Below are 21,865 nucleotides of genomic sequence, written 5' to 3' on the forward strand. Positions count from 1 at the left end.
TCGCTGAGAGGAGTGCGTCCGGTGGAAGACCCGGTGGAAGACCCGGTGGAAGACAAGGACGTCAGCCATTTGCAGATCCTGCCGAAGGCGTTGGTGCACAAGGACGGTTTCGACGACGTGTTCCTGACCAGCTTCGCGGTTCGTGGGCCGCGCGAGTCGGTGCTCGGCGCGACGTTGCCCAGGTCCCACGGCTTCTACTGCGAGCTTCCGGTCAGCAACCGCGTGCCGGACCTGGCGACGTTGATCGAGATCTGCCGGCAGGCATGCTTCGTCGTCGCGCACGAGCAGTTCGACGTGCCACTCGGCGGCGCCGCGGACGCCAAGTTCCTGATGCGGGAGCTCTCGGGGGAGTTCGTCGACACCACCCCGTTCGACACCGATGAACCGGTCAACGTCGCGGTGGACTGCGAGGTCGAGCACGTCGTGCGGCGGGCCGGGCAGATCTCCGGCCTGGTGTGGGCGTTCACGGTGCGGGTGGGTGAGGTGGTCGCCGGCCGGGCCCGGATGGCGCAGACGCTGATGAGCCGGACCGTGTGGGGACAGCTGCGCGGCCGGTTGCGGACCGAGCGCGGGTTGCCGACACGGATGGCCGAGGTGCGCCCGCCGGGGCCCAGCGAGCTGGCGCCCGCCGATGTTGGGCGACTCAATCCGGACAACGTCGTGCTCACCGCGGTCAGCGAAGGTGACGGCGGGTACCAGGCGCTGATTCGGGCGGACCTGCGACACCCGGTGATGTTCGACCATCCCGCCGACTACATCTTCGCGATGGTTCAGCTGGAGGCGTGCCGGCAGCTGTCCCTGGTAGCGGCGTCGCGACGACTTGCCGTGCCGGCAACGCGTCTGGAGATGTGCGGAGTCACGGCGGAGTACCGGGCGGTCGCCGAGTTCGACCTGCCGACCGTCCTGCACGCCAGGTTCTCCGCGACACCGGCCGCCGACCGGTCATACCTCCGGCTCGACGTCGATGCCACCCAGCAGGGCCGGGTGGTGTCGACCTTCGGGATGTCCGTTCGGCCCTCGGCCGGTGCGCACACCTGACCGGATTCCCCACCGGCCGGGCACCGGGTCCGGCACCACACAGAGAAAGAGGGAACGCACATGTTGGACCGGCGACGATTACTCACCCTGGGCGGGATGACTGCGGGCGGCGTCGTGGGCGGGGCAATCCTGTTCTCCAATGGGCCGGCTCCAGCGGCTGCCCCGGCAGCCACCGGCCACGATGCTCACCACACCGGTTACGAGCCGGTGGCAGGGACGCGAGCATCCCGTCCAGCGACCCGGTTCGCCCGGCGCATGCCGGTACCACGCGAGCTGTCGCCGACGACGACGCGATCCGGCGTCGACGTCTACCGCATTCCCATCCAACCGGCCGACATCGCGTTGCTGGCCGGACACCCCACGCGAGTGCGCACCTATGCCGGCCAGTTCGTCGGCCCCACCATCCGCGCCAGGACCGGCCGGCCGGTGCGGATCACCTTCACCAACCAGCTGGACGTGCCGTCGAACGTGCACCTGCACGGGGGGCATGTCCCGCAGCGCAGCGACGGTCATCCGATGGAGACCATCGCCCCCGGGCAGAGTCGCAGCTACGACTACCCGAACAACCAGCAGGGGGCGACGCTCTGGTATCACGACCACGCCCATCACCTCGAGGCCGAGAACGTCTACTTCGGCCTGCACGGCTTCTACCTCATCGAGGACGACGCGGAGCGGGGCCTCGGCCTGCCGAGCGGACGGTACGACGTGCCCATCATGCTCCGCGACGCGCAGTTCGACACGAACGGCGAACTCATCTACACCGAGCACCCGCCGGACCGCACCACGATCCTGGCCAACGGCGAGGTGACGCCACACTTTCCGGTGGCCGCGCGCAAGTACCGGTTCCGGTTGCTCAACAGCGCCAACGAACGGATCTTCCGCCTCACCCTCGGCGGCGCCGACCTGACGCACATCGCCTCCGACGGCGGGTTGCTGCCGGCTCCGGTGCGGCGCTCCGAAATCGTGCTCGGTTCCGCGGAGCGCGCCGACGTCGTGATCGACTTCTCGGAGCATCCGGTCGGCTCGCAGCTGGTGCTCTATGACGTGAGCGGTCCGGTACTTCGGTTCGACGTCACGCGGGAGGCGTCCGATACCAGCCAGGTGCCCGACACGCTGCGGCCACTGCCGGCGCTTCCCCCGGCCACCGTCGAGCGCGACATCTCGATGAAGTTCGATCTGTCGGGAGCGAACCCCGTCGGTCTCGTGAACGGCCAGCCCTACGACCCGAACCGAGTGGACTTCCGGGTCAAGCGCGGCACGACGGAGATCTGGCGAGTCAAGAACGACGACGTCGAGTTCGGCATTCCCCACACGTTCCACATGCATCTCGAGCAGTTCCGGGTGCTCGACCGGGACGGCGCGCCGCCGACGCCGGATGACGCCGGCCGCAAGGACACGATCTTCGTCGCGCCTGGCGAGACCGTGCGGGTGCAGGTCACCTTCACCGAGTACCTCGGCACCTACGTCTACCACTGCCATTACCTGGAGCATTCGGCGAAGGGCATGATGGCCCAGATGAAGATCGTCGAGTAGTTCTCGGGTTCGCGCGGAGTGTGTTCGCCGTCCCGGCTCACGCCAGGGCGGCGAACACGCCAAGGGTCAGCAGGGTGGCGCTGGACAGCAGGCGCTGCCAGAACCCGAACCTCGGGTTGCGGTCCAGCCAGCGTCCGACCGCCACCGAGCCGGCCGCGTAGAGCAGGTCCAGCGCCAGGGCGACGACGAAGAACACGAACCCCAGGATCAGCGTCTGGCTGGCCACCGAGCTCCGGTCCGACGCGATGAACTGCGGAAACAGTGCGAGGAAGAACAGTGCCACCTTCGGGTTGAGCACGTTCACGAGCGCCGCGCTCCCCAGGGTGCGCAGCAACGACTGTTCGGGCGTCGCTTTCGTCAGGTGACTCCTGGGGGCACGTGACGCCCGATAGGCGAGATACACCAGGTACGCCGCGCCCAGGTACTTCAGGACGTTGAACGCGACCGGAGACGCGGCTATCAGCGCTGAGATCCCGATCACCGTGCCTAAGACGTGCACGAGCGTGCCCAGCTCGACCCCGAACGCGGAGGCGAACGCCGCCCGGCGGCCGCTGCTGATCCCCTTGCTCAGGATGAAGAACATGTTCGGCCCGGGAACGATCACGAGTAGGAAAGCCGTGCCCGCGAACAGGAGGAGCGTTGCGGTCGGCGGGATGGTCACGTCCATGGCGAGGCTCCGTTTCCGTGCGCTTTCATCCGTCCCGTCCACCTCGGGGTGTCCGGAACTTCGAGACCGAACTGGTCGAGCACCCTGCTGACGATGTGGTCGACGACGTCGTCGACGGAGTTCGGTTTCAGGTAGAAGGCGGGCATCGGCGGGGCGATCACCACGCCGAGCTGGGACAGACCGAACAGGTTCCGCAGGTGGACTTCCGACAACGGCAGTTCCCGTGGCATCAGCACCAGTTTGCGCCGCTCCTTCAGGGTCACGTCGGCGGCACGCGCGATCAGCCCCTCGCCATATCCACTGTGGATCGCGGCGAGCGTCTTCGTGCTGCAGGGCGCGATCACCATGCCGTCCGTGCGGAACGAGCCGCTGGCGATGACGGCGCTCAGGTCGCCCGGCGGGTGCACGTGGTCCGCGAGCGCGCCCACCTCACGCGCGGAGTACCCGGTCTCCATCTCCAGCGTCGCCCGGCCCCACCGGCTGAGCACCAGATGGGTGCTCACCTCCAGCATGCCCAACGCCTCCAGCAGCCGGACGCCGAGGATCGACCCGCTCGCTCCGGTGATGCCCACGACGATCCTCATCGGACGGCTCCCTCCGCCGACGGTGCGAAGCTCCGCCGCGCTGCCTCGCGCAGCTCGAACGGCACCGTGGCGTCTATCAGCGTCCGTTCCCCATCGCCCGCTCGCAACCCGCGGGCGCCCGCCCAGGCCGCGGTCTGGGACGGGTCCATGGCCAGCGGCCGGTACCCCGTGAACGTGACGGCGGCGCCGAGGTTGCTACGCGTGGTGACCGCCCACCAGACGTCCTCGGCACACCGCACCTCGACGTCGTCGTCGACGCAGACGATCAGCTTGACGAACGGGTGCCGATCGAAGATCCGCCGCGCGAGCGGCGCGAGCCGCTCGTCGTCCCGCACGGATCGCTTGCGCACTGCCAGGAACAGGGTGAGCATGCCACCGCCGGCCGGCGAAAGGTGGACGTCGTGCACGACGCCGAGGTCGGGGTCGTCGCTCATCGCGACCGACACCGCGCCGGCGAGGCCGAGGATCACCGACTGCTCCCGGCCGGGACCGATCACCGCCTGGTAGCTCGGATCCGGCCGGGTGGTCACCGCGGTCACCGTGAGCACCGGGAGCTCGTCGCGCGCGTCGCCGTCGTAGCCGAGGAACTCCGGCATCGACACGTCCGGCGGACCGTCCAGCGACTCGACGGTCACCTGGTCGTCGAGCTGGCCTTCCAGCACGATCTCCGACTCGGCCAGCACGTCGGTGTCCTGGCTGACCGCGTCCGCCAGCGCGATCGACTCCCGGGCCAGGCCGCCGGCCAGCGCCAGCTTGTCCGCCGGCGGGACGAGCAGGTCCGTGGTCAGCGCGGCGGCGACCACCGCGGCGGGCGGCGCGCCGATGTTGACCGACACCGGCAGCCGCTCGCCGGCGCCCACCGCGCGCTCGTGCAGCGCGCGCAGGCGCCGGCTCGGCAGCATCCAGATCGCCAGCCGGTCCGGCCCGAGGAGCAGCATGCGGTGGGTGGACAGCGCGGTCGCACCGGTGCTCGGATCGCGTGCGTACACCACGCCCATGGTGAGGTAACGGCCCGCGTCCCGTGGCGTGGCGCGCAGTGCGGGCAGCGCCTGCACGTCCACTTCGGACCACACCCGCCGCTGGCACGCCGCGCCGTGGACCCGGTGGGCCGGCCGTGCCGCGGCGAGCAGACCGGCGACCGTGGTGGCGCAGATGCGCGCGGGCAGCCCGGGCAGCCACGACCGCACGCGCCGCTCGCTGCCGTACGCCCCGAGGAGCACCGGCATCGCCGAGCCGTCCGCCCGGTAGGTCACCACCTTTTCCTCGCGGGCGACGGAGTTCGCCGGGATCCCGGCGTAGTGGCCGGCGAAGTGCGCGACGATGCCGTCCGCGGGCACGCGGCCGGCGTGCTCGGCGCGGTCGGCCGCCCTCACCGTGTCCAGCGCGGCACGCAGCGACGTCGCCGGGTTGCCGGTCACCGCAGGCACCGCCGGAGCTCGGCCAGCCATGCGCCGGGGCTGGCCGCGGTGAGCAGCCCGGTGCCGACCAGCAGCCCGGTGTAACCGGCCGCGATCAGCCGAGCCCCCGCGGCCGGGCTGGTGATCCCGCTGGCGCTGACCGCGCACCGGGCGCGGGCGGCACGCAGGGCCGCCAGCAGCCGCACGCTGCGGTTCAGGTCGCCCTCGTCGCGTTCGCGGCGCGCGATGTCCTTGTTGTTCACCGCGACCACGCACTCCTCGGGGCACCGCAGCGCGGCGAGCTCCCGTTCGTCCACGATCTCGACGAACGGGGTGAGTCCGAGCGCGAGCGCCGACTCGGCCAGCCGGTTCAGCACGTCGGCCGGCAGCAGGCCCGCGGTCAGCAGCACCGCGGACGCGCCATGGTCGCGAGCGGCCCGCAGGTGGGCCCGCCGGGTGAGGAAGTCCTTCTGCAGCACGGGGAGCCCGGTGTGCGTGGCGACCTGCCGCAGCAGGTCGGCCGTGCCGCCGAACCACCGGCCGGTCACCACCGACACGCACCCGATTCCGTTGCCCTGGTACGCGTCCAGCACGTCCTCGACCGAGCGGTCACCGAGCAGCGGTGCGCCGGCCGACGACCGCAGCTTGATCTCGCCGATGACCGGCACGTCGGCCTTGGCGAGCGCGTCCGCGAACCTGGTCATACCGCGACTCTCCGCCGCTGCGGCCGGTGCCAGGCCCGGTGGATCGCCGCCACCCGGGTCGCCGTGAGCCGGCCGTTCGCGTCGCGTGCCGCGGAGTCCACGTCGACACCGAGGAAGAGCGGATGGGCACGGACGGCGGCGAACCGCTCGGCGTTGCCGGCGGAGATGCCACCGGCGAGCAGGAACGGCGCGTCCGCCGCGTCCGCTACGGAGAGTGCCACCGCCGGGTCGAGCTCCCGGCCGGTGCTGCCGACGGAGCCGTCGTGGCCGACCGCGTCCAACAGGAACGCGTCCACGCCGGCCCGCCGGTAGGACCGCGACAGCCGTTGCTCATGGGACGCCGTACCGTCCACATGCAACACCTTGACCACGGTCGCCGCGCCGGTCGCGGCCTTGATCGCGCGCACGACCGGCGGCGGCTGGTAGCCGTGCAGCTGCACGACGCCGATCCCGGCCTCGAGCATGGCGCCGCTCACCGCGGCCGGGTCCCCGTCGAAGGTGACCAGCACCGGCGTGGCGCCCTCGGCCTCGCTCGCCGCGGCCAGCTCGGCCAGCCGGGTGCGTTCGAGGTCGGCGTGTCCGCCGGAAACGCCGTGCCACAGACCGATCAGGTCGGCGCCACCGGACGCGAGCGCCGCCACGTCGGCGCGGCTGGTGGCGCCACACACCTTCAGCAGGGTGGCGCCCAGCCGCGGTTCGAACCGGATCCGGTCAGGCATCGGGCACGACGGGCAGGTTGTTCAGCGCGGCGGCCATCCCGTCGTGGTCGTGCGCCTCGTCCCGCAACTCGCCCGCCAGGTACGCCTGGTAGGCGGCGAGGTCGAAGAAGCCGTGCCCGGACAGTCCGAAGAGGATGGTCTCCGACCGGCCCTCCTCCTTGCAGCGCAACGCTTCCGTGACGGCTGCGGAGATCGCGTGGGTGGACTCCGGGGCGGGCACGAGGCCCTCCGCCTTGGCGAAGGTCAGGCCCGCCGCGAAGCACTCGTTCTGGGCCACCGCGACCGGCTCGATCAGTCCCTGCTCGACCGCGCCGCTGACCAGCGGCGCCATGCCGTGGTAGCGCAACCCGCCCGCGTGGAACGAGGGCGGCACGAACTCGTGGCCGAGGGTGTGCATGCGCAGCAGCGGGGTCAGGCCGGCGGTGTCGCCGAAGTCGTAGGCGAACTTGCCCTCGGTCAGCGTCGGGCACGCGGCGGGCTCCGCGGCCACCACCCGGACATCGGCCCGTCCGGCCAGCTTCTCCCCGAGGAACGGGAAGCTGAGCCCACCGAGGTTGCTGCCGCCGCCCGCGCAGCCGATCACCACGTCCGCCTGGTCGCCGGCGAGCTCCAGCTGCTTGAGCGCTTCCTTGCCGATCACCGTCTGGTGCAGCAGCACGTGGTTGAGCACGCTGCCACCCGCGTAGTTGGTCAGCGGGTCGTTCCCCGCGATCTCCACCGCCTCCGACGTGGCGATGCCGAGGCTGCCGGTGCAGTCCGGGTCGTCGGCCAGGATCGCCCGGCCCGCCTCGGTCTCCGGGCTGGGGCTCGGCACACAGCGGGCACCGTAGGTCTCCATCAGCAGCCGGCGGTACGGCTTCTGGTGGTAGCTGACCTTGACCATGTAGACGCTGACGTCCAGCCCGAGGAGCGCGCCGGCGAAGGACAGCGCGGAGCCCCACTGCCCGGCGCCGGTCTCGGTGGCGAGCCGGGTGACGCCGGCTTCCTTGTTGTAGAACGCCTGCGGGATCGCGGTGTTCGGCTTGTGGCTGCCCGCCGGGCTGACGCCCTCGTACTTGTAGTAGATCTTCGCCGGGGTGTCCAGCGCCTGCTCCAGCCTGCGGGCCCGGTACAGCGGGGCGGGCCGCCACTGCGCGTACACCTGACGCACCGGCTCGGGGATCTCGATGTCGCGTTCCTGGCTGAGCTCCTGCCTGGCCAACGTCTCCGGCATGATCCCGACCAGGTCGTCGACGGTGATCGGCGCCCCGGTCCCCGGGTGCCGGAGTGGCTCGAGGCCGGGCAGGTCGGCGGCGATGTTGTACCAGGTGGTCGGAATGTCCTGCTCGGTGAGCTGGTACTTGATCTGGCCGGTCATGCTGCGTCTCCTTGGCGGGGCTGGTTTCGGTCGGCATCGGCGACGAGCGATCCGGCGACGAACCTCGTCGGGCTCGCGAACATCGCGGGGTGGGCGGACCGGAGGCCGGTCAGCACCAGGTCGTAGGGGAAGTCGTCGAACTCGCCGTGTTCCCGGAGGAACTCCATGTGCTTGCGACCCTTGAGGTCGAACGGGTGGTGGAGGCTGTCCCGCAGGCCGTCGAAGTCCAGTGGCGCGATGCCGTACAGCCGGCACAGCGTCTTGTTGAACACCGGCGTCGCGCGGACCCAGCGCTGTCCGTTGTGGACCACCGTGAGGCCGTGGAAGGTGAACACCTCGCCGCCGACCAGCTCGCGCAGCCGCGGCGAGGCGAGGTGGTTGCGCACGTCGGTGAGCAGCAGCCTGCTCGGCACGCCGGCCGCACGCAGGGCCGCCGCGTAGAGCACCGACTTGTGCAGGCACATGCCCGAGCGCCGGGCGATCACCTGGCTGGCCCGCAGTCCCTCCCGGGACAGGTCGGCGCCGAACACCTCGTAGTTGACGCGGTCGCGGACCGCCTCGTACAGCGCCAACGCGCGCGAGATCGGGTCGCTCGCGTCCGCCGGGAGCCACCGGTGGACGAACCGCTGGACCTCGGCCGAGTCATGGTCGAGGAACTCGGTCGCGCGCAGCTGGGCCACGGTGATCGTCATGCCGCCCTGCTCCCACCGAGGCCGAGGGCGCTGGCGATCCGGTTGCGCTGGATCTCCGACGTGCCCGAGTAGATGGTGCCGGCAACCGCGTTGCGCAGGTCCTTCTCCACGCCGTACTCGGCCATGTAGCCGTTGCCACCGAGGATCTGCACCGCCGCCATCGCCGAGGCCACGTTCTGCTCGCTGGCGACCAGCTTGGTGATCGCGAGGTCGGTGGTGACGTTCTCGCCGGCCGCGAACTTCGCCGCCGTGTCGTAGAGCCACTTGCGGGTGGTCTCCACGCCGATCTTCATGTCCGCGATCCGGTGCGAGACCGCCTGGAACGACCCGATCGGCGAACCGAACGCCGACCGCTCCTTCGCGTAGGCGATGACCCGTTCGAGGCGGTGTTCCATCTCACCCAGGTTGATCACGAACGAGCAGAGGATCTCCCACTTCATCACGTGGTCCAGCACCAGGAAGCCGCCGCCGGGCCGGCCGATGACGTTCTCGGCCGGTACCCGGCACCCGTCGAAGAACAGTTCGGTGAGCGGCGAGGTGCGCAGCCCCATCTTCGCGATCGGGTTCCCGGTCGTGAAGCCCGGCGTGCCGCGTTCCACCACGAACGGTGTGATGCCCAGTGGCCCGCCGTCCGGGTGGGTGCGTGCGTAAACCACGAAGACGTCGGCGATCGAGCCGTTGCTGACGAACGTCTTGCTGCCGTCGAGCACGTACCGATCGCCGTCCTTGCGTGCGGTTGTGCGCATGGCGAGCGCGTCGGAACCGGATTCCGGCTCGGTGATCGCGTGGGCGCCGACCGTGTCACCGTCGCAGATGGCCGGCAGGAACCGCGCCTTGAGCGAGTCGCGGCCGAATCGCTGGATGGGGATTCCCGCGCTCACCAGGTGCGTGGACACGGAGAAGTTGAGCCCGCCGTCGCGACATTCGTGACCGAGTCCTTCCAGCAGGTACATCGTGGTGAGCAGGTCCTGGCCGAGCCCGCCCCACCGCTCGTCGAACGGAATCCGGAGCAGGTCCGTTCGCTGGATCAACTTCCACTTGTCCTGCGGAAACCGGCCGGCGGCGTCGGCGGCCACGTGGTCGGCATTCAGGTCGGCTGACCACGCGGCCAGCGCACCGCGTAGTCGCTGTTGTTCGGAGCTCCAGATCTGCATGACTCTCCCCGCTCGGCCGCGGTTTCATGCTGGCAGTTTTCCTTCCGCGGGGCTTCCGCGATCGTGCTGTCTTTTTCGGTGCTGTGTTCTCGGTGCGGTCTTTCGGTGTCCGGTCAGTAGCTCGAGAACTCGGCGGCGTCGAGGGAATGTGTCTCGTCGCCACGTAACGCCGGGCTGAACACGCACACCAAGCGGAGGTCCTCCTGCGGGGAGGCGATCAGGAAGTGCGGGTCGTGCTCGTCGAGCGCGTAGAGCGTCCCCGGGGTGAGTGGATACGTGTTGCCGGCGAAGTCGACGACCTCACCGCTGCCCTCGATGCAGTAGCAGGATTCCAGGTGGTTGCGGTACTCCAGCCGGGACTTGGTTCCGGCCCGGACGATGGTGTCGGTGACCGTGTAGTTCATGCCGTCGGACTGGAGCAGGAACCGGCGGCTCACGCCGTTGCCCCAGTCGACGGAGGGAACTTCGGAAATGTGGCGGACAAGCATGGTTACTCCTCAGGGGCGGGTCAGTTCGTCGGCGAAGGTGGTCAACGCGGTCACGGGGTCGAGCCGTTCGTCCAGCGCGTGCTCGACCCGGGTGACCGCGGCGCTGCCGATCACGGCGGCGTCCGCGCCGAGCTCGCCGATCGCGGCGACGTCGTGCCGGTCGCGCACGCCGAACCCGACCGCGATCGGCGCGGGCGACGTCTCGCGCAGCGCGGCGACCGTGCCGCGCAACTCGGTGAAGTCCTGTTCGGACCGGGTGCCGCTGCGGCCGTACCGGGCGACCAGGTACACGTAGGCTCCTGCCCGGTCGGCCGCCTCGGCGACCACCTCGCTCGCCGAGTTGGGATAGCAGGTGGTGACCACGGGCACGGCACGCTCGGCGGCGTCGTCGTAGTATTCGTCCCGCAGCCGCGGCGGAAGGCCGTGCAGCAGCACGCCGTCCACCGGCTCGGCCGCGACGCGGTCCAGGAACCAGCTCATCGGCCGCGGTTTCACGGTGTGGCTCCAGTCCGCGAGCAGGACGATCTTCAGGTGCCGCAGCTCACTCGCGACCGACCCGACGAACCGCAAGGTGCTGTCGAGGTCGGCGCCGTTCGCGAGCGCGCGGGTGGCGGAGCGGCGGACCACCGGACCGTCGGTGAACGAGTTGGGGAACGGCACCGCCAGTTCCAGGCAGTCCACCCGCTGCTCGTCCAGCGCCAGCACCACGTCCCGCAGCACGGGCAGCGGTGGGTCGCCGGCGTTGAGGAACATCGCGAGTCCGGGACGGCGGCCGGTGAAGAAGGCGTCAGCCACGACGGCCTCCCGTGGTCTCCGGCGTGCACGCGCCCAGCCGTTGAGCCAGGTCCAGCGCGGCGCCGGCGTCGATCGTGGTTCGTGCCGCGCGCACGCCGTCGTCGAACGTGGGCGCGACGCCCGCGAGCACCGCGAGTGCTGCCGCGTTGAGGCACACCGTGGCGATCGCCGCCGCGGGGGCGTGCCCCGCGAGCAGTGCCAGGAACCCGGCGGTGTGGTCGTCGTCGGCGGGCCGGTCCAGGTCGGCGAGCTTGCCGCCGTCGATGCCGAGCGCGGCCGGGTCGACGGTGAACGCACCGGTGCCGTTGTCGTGTACCTGGTTCGGGGTGATGCTGAGCAGCTCGTCGGCACCGAGGTCGTTGTGGCACAGCCACATCCGGGTGTCCGGTCGCCGCGCGGCCAACCGGTGGAACGCGGGCAGCATCGCCGGGTCGGCGATCCCGGTGAGCTGGGCGCCGGTCGACACGTTGGCGAGGAACGGGCCCAGGGCGTTGACGAACCCGCCGATCGCACGCAGGCCGAGCGGCAGCACCGTCCTGGCCAGCCGGGCCAGCTCGGCCGGGTAGACGAACTGGCCGGCGAAGGTGATGCCGAACCGGTCGAGCAGCTCGTCGGCCTCCTCGGCCGAGCGGGCGAGCGGAATGCCCAGCCGCTCCAGCATGTCGATCGAGCCGACCGAGCCGGAACCGGCGCGCGAACCCGTCTTCAGCACGCGCACCCCCATCGCGGCGGCCACCACCGCCGCCGCGGTGGAGACGTTCACCGTGGCCGGGCCACCGCCGGTGCCGACGATGTTCACCGCCGAGGCCAGCCGTGCGGGCCGCTTGGTGCGACGTTGGGTGAGCGACGTGACGAACCCGTCGGCCGTCTGCGGCCCCGGCAGCCGCGCGGACAGCGCGGCGAACAGCGCGGCGGCCTCGGCGCTGTCCACCTTCCGGTCCGCGAGCGCGTCCCAGAACCGGTGCCAGGACGCGGTGTCCACGGGCTCGCCGCGGACAGCCGCGGTCACGATGGCACGCATGTCAGCCGACCTCCGCGCTCCTGGCCCGTGCCACGAAGGCGTCGATCGCGGCGACCGTGCGGAAGCTGTCCGGTTCGAGCTCCAGGTCGTCGACCGAGAGCTCGAACCGGTCCTCCAGCCAGGCGATGACCTTCAGTAAGCCGAGGCTGTCGACCACTCCGGTAGCCAGCAGGTCGTAGTCCGCGGGCAGCTCGGCCGGGTCGCTGCCGGGCAGGAACTCCTCGACGACGAAGTCGGTGATCGTGGCGATGTTGTTCATGACATTTCCTTCTGGGTGAGGTGCCGCAGCAGCAGCTGCCGGTCGGGCTTTCCGGTCGACGTCCTGGGCAGGGCGTCGTCGATGAGTTGGAGCGTGGATGGGATGGCGGTGCGGGGGAGCCGGTCGGCCAGGTACTGGCGCAGTTCCAGGCCGGTGAGCCCGGACCCGCCGCGGCGGCGGGAGACCGCGTGTAGCCGGTTGCCGGCGATCGGGTCCGGGATGGCGATCGTGACGGTTTCGGTTATGTCCTGGTGCTCGGCGAGCACGCGTTCGATCTCGCCGAGGTTGGTGCGCACGCCGCGCACCTTCACCTGGAAGTCGGTGCGCCCGATGAGGGTGATCCGGCCGTCCGGGCCAACCTCCACCAGGTCACCGGTGCGGTAGTAGGAACCGTAGGCGGCACCGGTCGGGTGTGGCACGAACCGGTCTAGGGTCAGCGTCTCGTCCAGGTATCCGGTCGTCTGGAACGGGGTGCGGACGTACAGCTCGCCCGTGCCCTCGCGGTCGACCACGGCCCCGGTGTCGTCGACGACGAGCACCGACACGCCGGAAACCGGCTCGCCCAAGGGAATCGGTCCGGACGGCAGCGCGTCCCGCTCGAACCGGTACAGCATGCTGTCGTTGGTCTCGGTGCAGCCGTACAGGTTGTACAGCTCCGCGCTGGGGAACAGCGTGGGCAGCGCGGCGAGTGCCGCGGCGGGCATGGTGTCACCGGTGGTGATCACGTCGCGCAGGTGCGGGAACTCGTCGGTGCCGCCGGCCAGAAGCTGGAAAGCCATCGGGACGGCCTGCATCACGGTGACCCGGTGCCGGTGCAGCAGCCCGGCGAGATAGCGGGCATTGGTCGCGCGCTCGGGGTCGACCAGCACGACCCGGCCGCCGTGCTTGAGCGTCGCCCAGATGTCCAGCAGGCACAGGTCGAAGTTGAGCGGGCTGTAGTTCAGCACCGTGCTGTCCGGGCCGAGGGAGAACCGCGTGCCCGCCCAGTCGGTGAACCGGTCCACGGCGCCCTCGGTCAGCGGCACCACCTTCGGCAGGCCGGTCGAGCCAGAGGTGGTCAGGTGGAAGGTGCGCGCGTCCTGCCTCGGCCACAGATCGGCCGGCTGCCAGGAGCTCTGCGCGGCGACGGGAAAGTCGTCCGGTGACACCACCGCGGCGCAGCCGGCCGCGCGGAACAGCTTGGTGCGGGTGCGCTCGGCGAGGGTGAGCGAGGGCAGCAGGAACGGCCGCCTGGCCAGCAGGCTGCCGAGGACGAGCGCGATCCCGTCCGGCGTCTTCGGTGCCAGCAGGCCAATGAGGGAGTCGGGCTTCCCGGCGAGGTTCTCGGCGAACTGGGTGGCCCGCCGGTACAGCTGCCCGTAGGTGACGGTCTCGTCGCCGTACTCCAACGCTGGTGCGTCCGGCCGCGTTTCGGCATTCCGGTGAATCGCGGCGATCAAGGATTCGGTGGTCATCGGTGTCTCCCAGGTGTTCCATTTCGCTGTTATGTAACACCGTAAGTTCACCGATCGCCAATTGGCAAGATCCTGAGGGGTGGAGCGTCAGGACCCGCACGATGAGAGAAGTCGCACCCGTGTGGACCAAGGTCGCGGGCGCGGAGTACCAGCGGCGCAAGGAAGCGCCTCGGTAAGCGGGAGACGGCCGCGTGGCGGGATCGGCGAGGCGCCGAGCAGCAGGATCAGCGTGCCGAGCACGACCGGCGGGACAGCCACGCCGGACCCGGCGACTACAACGGGCTTTCTCTGCGAAAGACCGCAACACCGAGGGGGTCGCACAGGCGGCGTGATCCGTAGCATGACCACGCAAAGCGCGGAAAGAACACGCTGTCAGCGTGTCCGTATCGGAGGAACCTGTGTCAGATTCTGCCGCTTCGGCCGAGCCGATCACCATCGACGTCTGGCTCGCGGGTCACCCGATTCCACATTTCCTCGACCCCGTGACGGAAGCGGCTGAATCGTTCGCCCGGGCCCATCCGGGATATCGGGTACGGCTTCGAGAGATCAACTTCCGCGAGCTGCCGGGCGAGGTCGCGCGCGCGGTAGCGCAGGGCAACCCGCCGGATCTGGCGGAGTACTACTTCACCGCCACCCAACTGGCGCTCGACACCCGCGCCACGAGCGGCCAACCGCTGTTCACCCCGGTCCAGCGCGCCATCGGCGACCGCACCAAGATCCTGGGTGAGCCGGTGGTCATCGATGACCTCGTCCCCGCCGTGCGCGACTACTACAGCCAGGGCGGCGAGCTGGTCGCCATGCCGACCGTGGTGTCGACCGCCATCCTGTTCGCCAACCAGGACATGTTGACGCGCGCGGGCGTCGAGCGAATGCCGAGGACCTGGACGGAGCTCGAAGCCGCGTGTGCCGCGGTGGCCAAGCTGCCCGGCGGGCCGGCGGCCGGGATCGCCTGGCCCAACCACGGGTGGATGTTCCAGATGGAGGTCGCCGGACAGGGCGGGCTGCTCGGCGACAACGACAACGGCCGGTCCGGCCGCGCCACCCGGATCTGTCTGAACTCTCCCGAGGCGTTCGCGTACGCGCGGTGGTGGCAGCGAATGCACGCCCGCGGCCACTGGCGCCACACCGGTGAGCTGAGGGACTGGCTGACGGCCATGGAAGCGTTCCACCGGCAGGAGGTCGCGTTCGTGGTGAGCTCGTCCGCGGTCGGTCTGCTCCTCGCGGACATGGCGGCACAGGCCGGCTTCGGGTTGTCGACGGGTGTCCTGCCGCGCAACGGGGACCGGCCGTTCGCAGGCCGGCTCCTGGGCGGCCAGTCGCTGTTCCTGACTGCCGGGCTGTCCCGGGAGAAGGAGGACGGTGCGCTCGCCTTCCTGCAGCACCTGCTCAACCCGCACCACGAGCTGCGCCGGCAACAGGTGGGCTCCCTGCCGGTGACGGTGTCGGCGCAGCAGCGCTTAGCCGCAGACGGCTGGTTCGACCGGTATCCCGCCTTTCGCACGGCGGCGGAGCAGGTCGCCTCGTCGAACCGGACGCCGGCCGCGTGTGGCGCGGTGATCGGCGACCTGAACGGCATCCAGGACGTCCTGACCTCTGCGATGCGTGACGTGCTGGTCCTGCGCCAGGACCTCACCACCCGGTTCCGCGCGGCGACCGACGAGGCGCAGGCTCTGCTGGACCACTACAACGCCGCCTGCCTCGGTGATCCGCCGGTGACCCCCGACGCCCTCGAAGCCGGCTGAGGGCCAATCCAGCCAGACCGTCGGAGAACCGGCCGCACCAACATTTCCTCGCAATTCGCCTGATTCGCATAAGTCGCCGTGGCCGCGGGACGTGAAATTCGACGATATTGCCATCGAGACTCTCACTGCGGATTTCCTCGACGCCGGCGAGTTCTCGAGCTACTGACTGTACCGAAAGGACAGCACGATCACGGAAGTATCGAGGAAGGAAACGTGCCAGCATGGAGCACCGGACAAGCGGAGAAATCATGCGGACCTGGAGCTCCGGGCAAATGGTTGTGGACCTGATCAAGCTTGGCCTCGCCTGGGCCACCGGGAGGCTCGAGCCGTGGGCCGCGGCCCCGCCAGCCCACGGCCCAGCGGCCATCCATTTCATGACCCCGCCTCCCGGCACCGTGGACGCGATCACCGGTGTCGACGAGGCCCGCTCCCGACCCGGGTGGTCGGCGTCTACCTCGACGTCGCCCCCGGTGACACGATCCGGGAGGTGCGCAGCTCGCGCGACCGGGCGGGCAGTGTCGTCGCCTATGCCGCCGACGCCCCGACAGCGACCTTCCGCGCGTCGAGCGCCGCCGAGCAGATCCGCTTCCAGCCGGCATCACCCGGGTGGCCGGACGCGAAGGACGCGGCGGCCGGCTAAACCCGAACGGCAACGGGAATGATGCCGTTCGTACTACCGAACGCGGACCTCGGGGACGTAGTGGATCCACCGGCCGCCGGCGGTGCGGAAGTCGTTCTCCTTGGCCATGATCTCCTCGGCGTGGTTCCACGAGAACAGCAGGGCGTAGTCCGGGTACGGGTCCGCGAACGCGGTGGGCGGTCGCACCGGCAGTCGCGAGCCCGGCACCAGGTGGCCCTGTTTGGCCGGAGTGGAGTCGCAGACGAACGGCACCAGGTCCGGCCCGATCCCGCAGTAGTTGGTCACCGTCGTGCACTTCGCGGGCGCGCCGTAGCCGACGACTCGCTTGCCGCCGGCCTTGAGCTCGCCCAGCAGCGCGAGCAGGTCCTCCCGGATCATCGTGACTGTGTGGCCGAACGTGGTAAATGTCTCCGGCTCGGACATCCGCCGGGTCCGCTCATCGGACAGCAACAGCCGCACCGCGGGCGCCGGGGTCCGCGCGCCGGCCCGCGCCAGCGTGTAGCGGATCTCACCGCCGTGCATCGGGATGTGCTCGGCGTCGACCAGTTCGAGCCCGTACTGCTCGGCCATGTTGCGCACCGAGGTCGCGCTGAAGTAGAAGACGTGCTCGTCGTAGATCTGGTCGAAGGCCAGCCCGTCGATGAGCGTGCCGAGGTAGGGCTCCTCGAACACGAAGATCCCGTTCGGGGCGAGCAGGGTGTCCAGCCCGCGCAGCACCGAGCCGATGTGCGCGATGTGGCAGATGGTGTTGGCCCCGAACACCACGTCGGCCGTGCCGTGCTCGGCCCGGATCGTGGCCGCCGTCGACTCGTCGAAGAACTCGGTCACCACCCGCACGCCCTTCGCCGCGGCGATTTCGGCCACGTTGGTGGACGGCTCGACACCGAGGTGGCGCACTCCGGCCGCGGCGATCGAGCCGAGCAGCACCCCGTCGTTGCAGCCGATCTCGACGATGAACGGGTCGGGCCCGGTGAGCTCGGTCCGCAGGAAGCGTTCGGCGTTGTGCTGGAAATGCCGGCGGTGGCTCGCCGATCCGGACGCGTGGTAGCGATAGTCCGCGTGGTAGCGGAACTCCTGCGGCACCTCGTCGAGCAGCTGGACCATGGTGCAGCTCTCGCAGGCGCCGATGGCGAGCCGGAACAGGAACACCTGGTCCGCCTCGTGTGGCAGCAGAAACCCGTTCGCCGTCGGCTGCTGCCCCAGGTCGATGAACTCGGCCACCTTGCCGCCGCACACGCGGCAGGTGTGTCCGGAATGGTCGTCGGCTGTCATCAGCTCGGTCCCCACGTCCTCGTCGGTGCTCGGTCGGCAGGCCGCGGCGGCGTCGTCGCACGGCTGGCGCACTCGTCAGGCGGCGCCGCTGTCGGGCTGTGCGAGCCACCACGGGTTGGCCCGAGCCCAGTCGATCGTCCGGGTGAGACCGTCCCGCAGGGACGTCGTGCACTGCCAGCCGAGGGTCCGGCGAGCCTTGGTGTTGTCCGGTATCCGCCGGTGCAGGTCCTCATAGGACCGTCCGAGCGCGGTGCTGGCATCGATCGTCGTGATCGGCGCGGTGCCACCGGTGAGCTCTTGGACCAGGTCGACCAGTTCGGCGACCGTGGCCTCGGCCATGGAACCGATGTTGAACGCCTGGCCGACCGCCGCCGGATGCTCGGCGGCCAGCAGGGTGGCATCGACGGCGTCCTCGACATAGGTGAAGCACCTGGTCTGCCGGCCGCCGTCGTAGACGACCAGCGGCTGGTTGTTGAGTGCCCGGTGGACCGAGCGGCTGGCGACGAACCCGGGCCGCTGCCGAGGGCCGTAGGCGTTGAAGTAACGCACGATCGTGGCCGGCAGACCGCACTGGCGGGCGAAGGCGAAGGTGAGGTGCTCGGTCAGCGCCTTGCTGGAGGAGTAGGTCCAGCGGTCGGCGGAGGTGGAGCCGAGCACCCGGTCGTCGTCCTCGCGCCAGGGCACCGCCGGGTTCTTGCCGAAGACCTCGCTGGTGCTGGCCACCACGAGCCGGGCGCCCGCCTGCTCGGCGAGGTCGAGGACGTTGCGGGTGCCGGAGAAGTTGATGTCGATGACGTCGAGCGGCCGGGCCAGGTACTGGTCGACGCCGACGACCGCGGCCAGGTGGTACACCACGTCCACCCCCGGCCTGATCGTCTCGGCCAACACCGACCGGTCCAGGATGTCCCCCGCCACGTGCCTGGCCCGGGTCCGGGCCAGGCGCTGGTGTTCCGGCGGTGGCGCGCTGTCGAAGACGGTCACCTCGTCACCCCTGGCGAGCAGCCGCTCCACCAGGTGGCTGCCGATGAACCCGCAACCGCCGGTCACCACGGCGCGTGCACTCATCGGCCGACCCCGCGGTAGTGGTAGCCGAGCGCGTACAGCTCGGCGATCTTCTCCCGCGAGTAGTACGCCCGCCCGTCCAGCACCAGGCACGAGTCCGCCACCGGCAGCGCGGCGAAGTCGATGTCGTGGAACTCCTTGTGCAGGGCCAGGATCGCCAGGCAGTCGGCATTCTTCACCGCGTCGTCGAGGCTCGCCGACGGGGTGATGCCGAACAGTCTGTCGGCCTCCTCGGCGTCGACCCGCGGGTCGTAGACGGTCACCTCGGCGCACGCCTTCTCCAGGGCGGCCACCGCCGCCTGGGTGGGCGTGTGGCGCAGGTCCCCGGAGTTGTTCTTGAACGCCAGACCGATGACGGCCACCTTCGAGCTGACCGGGTCCTTGCCGAGCCGGACCAGCTCGTCGATGGCGACGCGTGCCGTGTACTCGGGCATCCCGGCGTTGACCCGGCGGCCCGCCGGGGCCGTGAGGATGTCCAGACCGCGCTCGCGAGCCGCGTGCCAGACCATCCACGGGTCCTTGGTCAGGCAGGAGCCGCCGACGCCGACGCTGGGCAGCAGGATGTTCACGTTGCCGGCGCCCTTGGGGATCATGTTGGCCGCCGCGATGACGTCCAGCGCGTCCACTTCGTACAGGGCGCAGAACTTGGCCAACTCGTTGCCCAGCGCGATGTTGAGGTCGATCCACCAGTTGTCCGCCAGCTTGGTGATCTCGGCGGCTTCGAGGGAGTCTTGCGGAACCACCTCGACGCCCAGCGCGGTGCGCCAGAACTCGGCGGCGGCCGCGGTGCTCTCGGCGTCCAGGCCGCCCGCGACGATCGGCAAGGCACGTAGCTCTTTGATGGCGGTGCCCTCCGCGAGCCGCTCTGGCGTGAACGCCAGGCCGAAGTCCACGCCGCCCACCAGGCCGCCGGCCTCCAGCAGGGGCAGTACCAGGTCGCGGGTCGTACCCGGCGGCACGGTGCTCTTGACCACGAACAGCTGGCCCGTGCGAACGTGCCGGCCCAGTTCGACGCAGGCGCCCCACAGTTGCTCGTCGGCCAGCGAGCCGTCCTCCCGGACCGGGGTGCCGACGGTGATCAACACGACGTCGGCACGCCGCACCGCCGCATAGTCGGTGGTCACCTGGACCCGGCCGGCCGATATTCCACCCAGGAGCAGGTCGGCCAGCCCGGGTTCGACGTACCGGCAGTGACCCTCGCGCAGTTCGTCGACCAACTCGGTGTTGTTGTCGACACCGACCACATCGAGTCCCCGGTCGGCCAGTACCGCGGCGATGCAGGAGCCGACGTAACCGAGGCCGACGATGGCGACCTGACAATTTTGCCGGCCGGAAAGAAACCTCATACTCGCTCCCATCAAGAGCCGGTTCGGGCCAGGTCGGTGTCGCCCATATTCGGCGTATCCAGCGCTCACGGGCATCTCTTGGCGTGCTTGTTCGGCCACGATCGCGGTGGCCGAGATTTCGCACGAGCGAAGATGACTGTTAAAGGGAAATCCATAGACTTAAGATCGTGGTGTCCACTTTCGACGAGGAGGACGTGCCGGTAAGGCGCCTGTCGTCTCGGCTGGTGTACCAGAACGCGTGGCTGAGTGTTCGCGAGGACCGGGTTCAGCGGCTGGACGGGTCGCGCGGTGTCTACTCCGTGGTCGACCGGCCGGACGCCGCGATGATCATCGCGACCGAGCGGGACGGCTTCCACCTGGTCGACCAGTACCGCTACCCGGTCGCCGGACGGTTCTGGGAGTTCCCGCAGGGGTGCTTTCCCGGCCGGCGCGGCGGCGACCCGGCGCAGCTCGCGAACCGTGAGCTCGCCGAGGAGACCGGGCTGCGGGCCGGATCGATGACGCACCTGGGCAGCCTGTTCAGCTGGCAGGGCGCGAGCGGCCAGGCCATCGACGTCTTCCTGGCCACCGACCTCGTGCCGGGCCCGACGAACCGTGAGATCGAGGAGCAGGACATGCGGCACCGGTGGTTCGCCCGGGCCGAGTTCGAGCTGATGATCCGGGACGGTCGGATCCGGGACAACTCGACGGTGGCCGGGTACACCCTGCTGCTGTTGCACGAACGCGCGACGGGGTGAGCGTACCCGCCGTCTGTCGCATGTGGAGAGACAAGATGCGGATACTGTTCACGACGGTTCCCCTGCCCGGGCATTTCTTTCCACTGGTGCCGCTGGCCTGGGCCTGCCGGGCGATGGGGCATGACGTGCTGGTCGCCACCTCGGAGGACTTCGTGCCCGAGGTGCTGCGCTCCGGGCTCGCCGCGACCTCGGTCGGCCCGGTGGCGAGCTGTGTCGGTCTCACCGCGGGTGGCGATCCCGACCGGCTCGCCGAACGGCGGTACGCCAACGGTCGGGTGTTCGCCCGGATCGCGGCGGACGACCTGCCCGGCACGCTGTCTCTTGTGGACTCATGGCGGCCGGACCTGGTGGTGAGCGAGCGCGTCGAAACCGCCGGGCTGGTCGCCGCGGCGACCTTCGCGGTCCCCGCCGTCGAGCTGCACTGGGGGGTGGCGCCGCTGGCGGAGTACCGGTCGGCCGCGGCCGATCACCTCGCCGCCGACCTGGCCGCCCTGGGCCTGCCCGCGCTGCCCCTGCCCGCGCTCGTACTCAACCCATGGCCACCGAGCCTGCGCCCGGCCTACGCGTCCGGCCAGCGAAGCATGCTCAACGTGCCCTACGACGGTGACTCCCGGGTGCCGAGCTGGGTTTGGCGCCCGCGGGAGGAACCGAGGGTGTGCCTGACGCTGGGCACCGTGCTGCCCCGGCTCTGCGGCGACGGCGGGTCCGAGACCCTGGTTCCGATCGTGGAGAGACTGGCCGGGCTGGGCGTCGACGTGGTGATCGCGGTCGACGACAAGATCGCGGTGCGGTGGCCGCCCCTGCCCAGTGCCGTCCGGCACGTGGGCCGGATGCCGCTGTCTCACGTGCTGCGGGCCTGCGACGTGGCGATCCACCACGGCGGCCAGGGCACCGCGCTGACCGCGATCGGAGCGGGGAGTCCGCAGCTGGTGCTGCCGGTGTTGGACGACCAGTTCGACAACGCGGACTCGGTGGTTCGGTCCGGAGCCGGCCTGTGCCTGCGCCCGGAGGAGCTCACTCCGGGCCGGGTGGCCGAGCACTGCCTCGAACTGCTCCACCGCCCCCGGTTCGCCAGGGCCGCCACGGAGCTCGCCGCCGAGGTCGCCGCGCAACCCTCCCTGGTCGAGGTGGTCGGCGAGCTGAACACCCTGACCACGAACCGCCGCCCCTGAGCGCCCGCGCGGCAAACAGCGCACGCAGGAAG

Annotated in this window: 22 protein-coding genes; 6 read left to right on the top strand and 16 right to left on the bottom strand. The window is 70.3% G+C overall.

The window, feature by feature from the left end; all coding sequences use genetic code 11:
- Positions 1-21: 21 nt before the first annotated feature.
- The gene (locus tag ACRDTB_RS00755; RefSeq protein WP_431427847.1) at positions 22-1,038 is read left to right on the top strand and encodes an AfsA-related hotdog domain-containing protein; all 1,017 of its coding nucleotides are present in this window, start codon (positions 22-24) and stop codon (positions 1,036-1,038) included.
- A gap of 255 nt (positions 1,039-1,293) precedes the next feature.
- The gene (locus ACRDTB_RS00760) at positions 1,294-2,571 is read left to right on the top strand and encodes a multicopper oxidase family protein (protein ID WP_431427848.1); all 1,278 of its coding nucleotides are present in this window, start codon (positions 1,294-1,296) and stop codon (positions 2,569-2,571) included.
- A gap of 37 nt (positions 2,572-2,608) precedes the next feature.
- Here the strand turns inward: ACRDTB_RS00760 and ACRDTB_RS00765 are convergent, their stop codons facing one another.
- From ACRDTB_RS00765 to ACRDTB_RS00825, 13 genes are all read right to left on the bottom strand, one after another.
- The gene (locus tag ACRDTB_RS00765) at positions 2,609-3,238 is read right to left on the bottom strand and encodes a LysE family translocator (protein ID WP_431427849.1); all 630 of its coding nucleotides are present in this window, start codon (positions 3,236-3,238) and stop codon (positions 2,609-2,611) included.
- Positions 3,229-3,822 carry a UbiX family flavin prenyltransferase gene (locus ACRDTB_RS00770; RefSeq protein WP_431427850.1) on the bottom strand — a complete coding sequence of 198 codons (594 nt, stop codon included), beginning with the start codon at positions 3,820-3,822 and terminating at the stop codon, positions 3,229-3,231. The genes ACRDTB_RS00765 and ACRDTB_RS00770 overlap by 10 nt, the downstream gene beginning before the upstream one ends.
- Positions 3,819-5,240, bottom strand: a complete 1,422-nt coding sequence (locus ACRDTB_RS00775; protein ID WP_431427851.1) for a UbiD family decarboxylase domain-containing protein — start codon at positions 5,238-5,240, stop codon at positions 3,819-3,821. Before ACRDTB_RS00775 ends, ACRDTB_RS00770 begins: the two co-directional genes overlap by 4 nt.
- Positions 5,237-5,923, bottom strand: coding sequence for a hypothetical protein (locus ACRDTB_RS00780; protein WP_431427852.1), 687 nt, complete (start codon positions 5,921-5,923; stop codon positions 5,237-5,239). The genes ACRDTB_RS00775 and ACRDTB_RS00780 overlap by 4 nt, the downstream gene beginning before the upstream one ends.
- Complete coding sequence (locus ACRDTB_RS00785; RefSeq protein ID WP_431427853.1) at positions 5,920-6,642, bottom strand: phosphoribosylanthranilate isomerase; 723 nt, start codon at positions 6,640-6,642, stop codon at positions 5,920-5,922. The genes ACRDTB_RS00780 and ACRDTB_RS00785 overlap by 4 nt, the downstream gene beginning before the upstream one ends.
- Positions 6,635-7,999, bottom strand: a complete 1,365-nt coding sequence (locus ACRDTB_RS00790; RefSeq protein ID WP_431427854.1) for a TrpB-like pyridoxal phosphate-dependent enzyme — start codon at positions 7,997-7,999, stop codon at positions 6,635-6,637. Before ACRDTB_RS00790 ends, ACRDTB_RS00785 begins: the two co-directional genes overlap by 8 nt.
- Positions 7,996-8,691, bottom strand: coding sequence for a transglutaminase-like domain-containing protein (locus tag ACRDTB_RS00795; RefSeq protein ID WP_431427855.1), 696 nt, complete (start codon positions 8,689-8,691; stop codon positions 7,996-7,998). Before ACRDTB_RS00795 ends, ACRDTB_RS00790 begins: the two co-directional genes overlap by 4 nt.
- Complete coding sequence (locus ACRDTB_RS00800) at positions 8,688-9,845, bottom strand: acyl-CoA dehydrogenase family protein (protein WP_431427856.1); 1,158 nt, start codon at positions 9,843-9,845, stop codon at positions 8,688-8,690. Before ACRDTB_RS00800 ends, ACRDTB_RS00795 begins: the two co-directional genes overlap by 4 nt.
- A 113-nt stretch (positions 9,846-9,958) precedes the next feature.
- Positions 9,959-10,333 (bottom strand): ectoine synthase, encoded by a 375-nt coding sequence (locus ACRDTB_RS00805; protein WP_431427857.1) that lies wholly within the window; start codon positions 10,331-10,333, stop codon positions 9,959-9,961.
- Between the two features lie 9 nt (positions 10,334-10,342).
- Positions 10,343-11,128 (bottom strand): tryptophan synthase subunit alpha, encoded by a 786-nt coding sequence (trpA, locus tag ACRDTB_RS00810; protein ID WP_431427858.1) that lies wholly within the window; start codon positions 11,126-11,128, stop codon positions 10,343-10,345.
- On the bottom strand, positions 11,121-12,149 hold the full coding sequence (locus ACRDTB_RS00815) for a hypothetical protein (RefSeq protein ID WP_431427859.1): 1,029 nt from the start codon (positions 12,147-12,149) through the stop codon (positions 11,121-11,123). The genes trpA and ACRDTB_RS00815 overlap by 8 nt, the downstream gene beginning before the upstream one ends.
- Position 12,150: 1 nt before the next feature.
- On the bottom strand, positions 12,151-12,408 hold the full coding sequence (locus ACRDTB_RS00820; protein WP_431427860.1) for a phosphopantetheine-binding protein: 258 nt from the start codon (positions 12,406-12,408) through the stop codon (positions 12,151-12,153).
- Positions 12,405-13,862, bottom strand: a complete 1,458-nt coding sequence (locus ACRDTB_RS00825; protein WP_431427861.1) for an AMP-binding protein — start codon at positions 13,860-13,862, stop codon at positions 12,405-12,407. The genes ACRDTB_RS00820 and ACRDTB_RS00825 overlap by 4 nt, the downstream gene beginning before the upstream one ends.
- Before the next feature lie 398 nt (positions 13,863-14,260).
- Between ACRDTB_RS00825 and ACRDTB_RS00830 the strand changes: the two genes are divergently transcribed.
- Together ACRDTB_RS00830 and ACRDTB_RS00835 are read left to right on the top strand one after the other, a co-directional pair.
- Complete coding sequence (locus ACRDTB_RS00830) at positions 14,261-15,604, top strand: extracellular solute-binding protein (protein ID WP_431427862.1); 1,344 nt, start codon at positions 14,261-14,263, stop codon at positions 15,602-15,604.
- A gap of 439 nt (positions 15,605-16,043) precedes the next feature.
- Positions 16,044-16,244 (top strand): hypothetical protein, encoded by a 201-nt coding sequence (locus ACRDTB_RS00835; protein WP_431427863.1) that lies wholly within the window; start codon positions 16,044-16,046, stop codon positions 16,242-16,244.
- Between the two features lie 33 nt (positions 16,245-16,277).
- On the opposite strand, the gene ACRDTB_RS00840 is transcribed toward ACRDTB_RS00835, so the two are convergent.
- From ACRDTB_RS00840 to ACRDTB_RS00850, 3 genes are all read right to left on the bottom strand, one after another.
- Positions 16,278-17,516 (bottom strand): methyltransferase domain-containing protein, encoded by a 1,239-nt coding sequence (locus ACRDTB_RS00840; RefSeq protein ID WP_431427864.1) that lies wholly within the window; start codon positions 17,514-17,516, stop codon positions 16,278-16,280.
- Positions 17,517-17,591: 75 nt separating this feature from the next.
- Positions 17,592-18,581 (bottom strand): NAD-dependent epimerase/dehydratase family protein, encoded by a 990-nt coding sequence (locus ACRDTB_RS00845; RefSeq protein ID WP_431427865.1) that lies wholly within the window; start codon positions 18,579-18,581, stop codon positions 17,592-17,594.
- A complete protein-coding gene (locus ACRDTB_RS00850) occupies positions 18,578-19,924 on the bottom strand; it encodes a nucleotide sugar dehydrogenase (protein WP_431427866.1) in 1,347 nt (448 codons plus the stop codon). The genes ACRDTB_RS00845 and ACRDTB_RS00850 overlap by 4 nt, the downstream gene beginning before the upstream one ends.
- Before the next feature lie 167 nt (positions 19,925-20,091).
- Between ACRDTB_RS00850 and ACRDTB_RS00855 the strand changes: the two genes are divergently transcribed.
- Positions 20,092-20,661, top strand: a complete 570-nt coding sequence (locus ACRDTB_RS00855) for an NUDIX domain-containing protein (protein ID WP_431427867.1) — start codon at positions 20,092-20,094, stop codon at positions 20,659-20,661.
- A gap of 35 nt (positions 20,662-20,696) precedes the next feature.
- Positions 20,697-21,833 carry a glycosyltransferase gene (locus ACRDTB_RS00860; RefSeq protein WP_431427868.1) on the top strand — a complete coding sequence of 379 codons (1,137 nt, stop codon included), beginning with the start codon at positions 20,697-20,699 and terminating at the stop codon, positions 21,831-21,833.
- Positions 21,834-21,865 lie beyond the last annotated feature (32 nt).

The organism is Actinophytocola sp. (genome assembly GCF_050699935.1).
GTDB lineage: Bacteria > Actinomycetota > Actinomycetes > Mycobacteriales > Pseudonocardiaceae > Actinophytocola.

What these genes read in the sequence shown, in the direction of transcription:
- ACRDTB_RS00760 (WP_431427848.1), top strand. Translation starts at nt 1,294, where the DNA reads ATGCCGGTACCACGCGAGCTGTCGCCGACGACGACGCGATCCGGCGTC.
- ACRDTB_RS00765 (WP_431427849.1), bottom strand. Translation starts at nt 3,238, where the DNA reads ATGGACGTGACCATCCCGCCGACCGCAACGCTCCTCCTGTTCGCGGGC.
- ACRDTB_RS00770 (WP_431427850.1), bottom strand. Translation starts at nt 3,822, where the DNA reads ATGAGGATCGTCGTGGGCATCACCGGAGCGAGCGGGTCGATCCTCGGC.
- ACRDTB_RS00780 (WP_431427852.1), bottom strand. Translation starts at nt 5,923, where the DNA reads ATGACCAGGTTCGCGGACGCGCTCGCCAAGGCCGACGTGCCGGTCATC.
- ACRDTB_RS00785 (WP_431427853.1), bottom strand. Translation starts at nt 6,642, where the DNA reads ATGCCTGACCGGATCCGGTTCGAACCGCGGCTGGGCGCCACCCTGCTG.
- ACRDTB_RS00790 (WP_431427854.1), bottom strand. Translation starts at nt 7,999, where the DNA reads ATGACCGGCCAGATCAAGTACCAGCTCACCGAGCAGGACATTCCGACC.
- ACRDTB_RS00795 (WP_431427855.1), bottom strand. Translation starts at nt 8,691, where the DNA reads ATGACGATCACCGTGGCCCAGCTGCGCGCGACCGAGTTCCTCGACCAT.
- ACRDTB_RS00800 (WP_431427856.1), bottom strand. Translation starts at nt 9,845, where the DNA reads ATGCAGATCTGGAGCTCCGAACAACAGCGACTACGCGGTGCGCTGGCC.
- ACRDTB_RS00805 (WP_431427857.1), bottom strand. Translation starts at nt 10,333, where the DNA reads ATGCTTGTCCGCCACATTTCCGAAGTTCCCTCCGTCGACTGGGGCAAC.
- ACRDTB_RS00815 (WP_431427859.1), bottom strand. Translation starts at nt 12,149, where the DNA reads ATGCGTGCCATCGTGACCGCGGCTGTCCGCGGCGAGCCCGTGGACACC.
- ACRDTB_RS00820 (WP_431427860.1), bottom strand. Translation starts at nt 12,408, where the DNA reads ATGAACAACATCGCCACGATCACCGACTTCGTCGTCGAGGAGTTCCTG.
- ACRDTB_RS00825 (WP_431427861.1), bottom strand. Translation starts at nt 13,862, where the DNA reads ATGACCACCGAATCCTTGATCGCCGCGATTCACCGGAATGCCGAAACG.
- ACRDTB_RS00840 (WP_431427864.1), bottom strand. Translation starts at nt 17,516, where the DNA reads ATGACAGCCGACGACCATTCCGGACACACCTGCCGCGTGTGCGGCGGC.
- ACRDTB_RS00845 (WP_431427865.1), bottom strand. Translation starts at nt 18,581, where the DNA reads ATGAGTGCACGCGCCGTGGTGACCGGCGGTTGCGGGTTCATCGGCAGC.
- ACRDTB_RS00850 (WP_431427866.1), bottom strand. Translation starts at nt 19,924, where the DNA reads ATGAGGTTTCTTTCCGGCCGGCAAAATTGTCAGGTCGCCATCGTCGGC.
- ACRDTB_RS00860 (WP_431427868.1), top strand. Translation starts at nt 20,697, where the DNA reads ATGCGGATACTGTTCACGACGGTTCCCCTGCCCGGGCATTTCTTTCCA.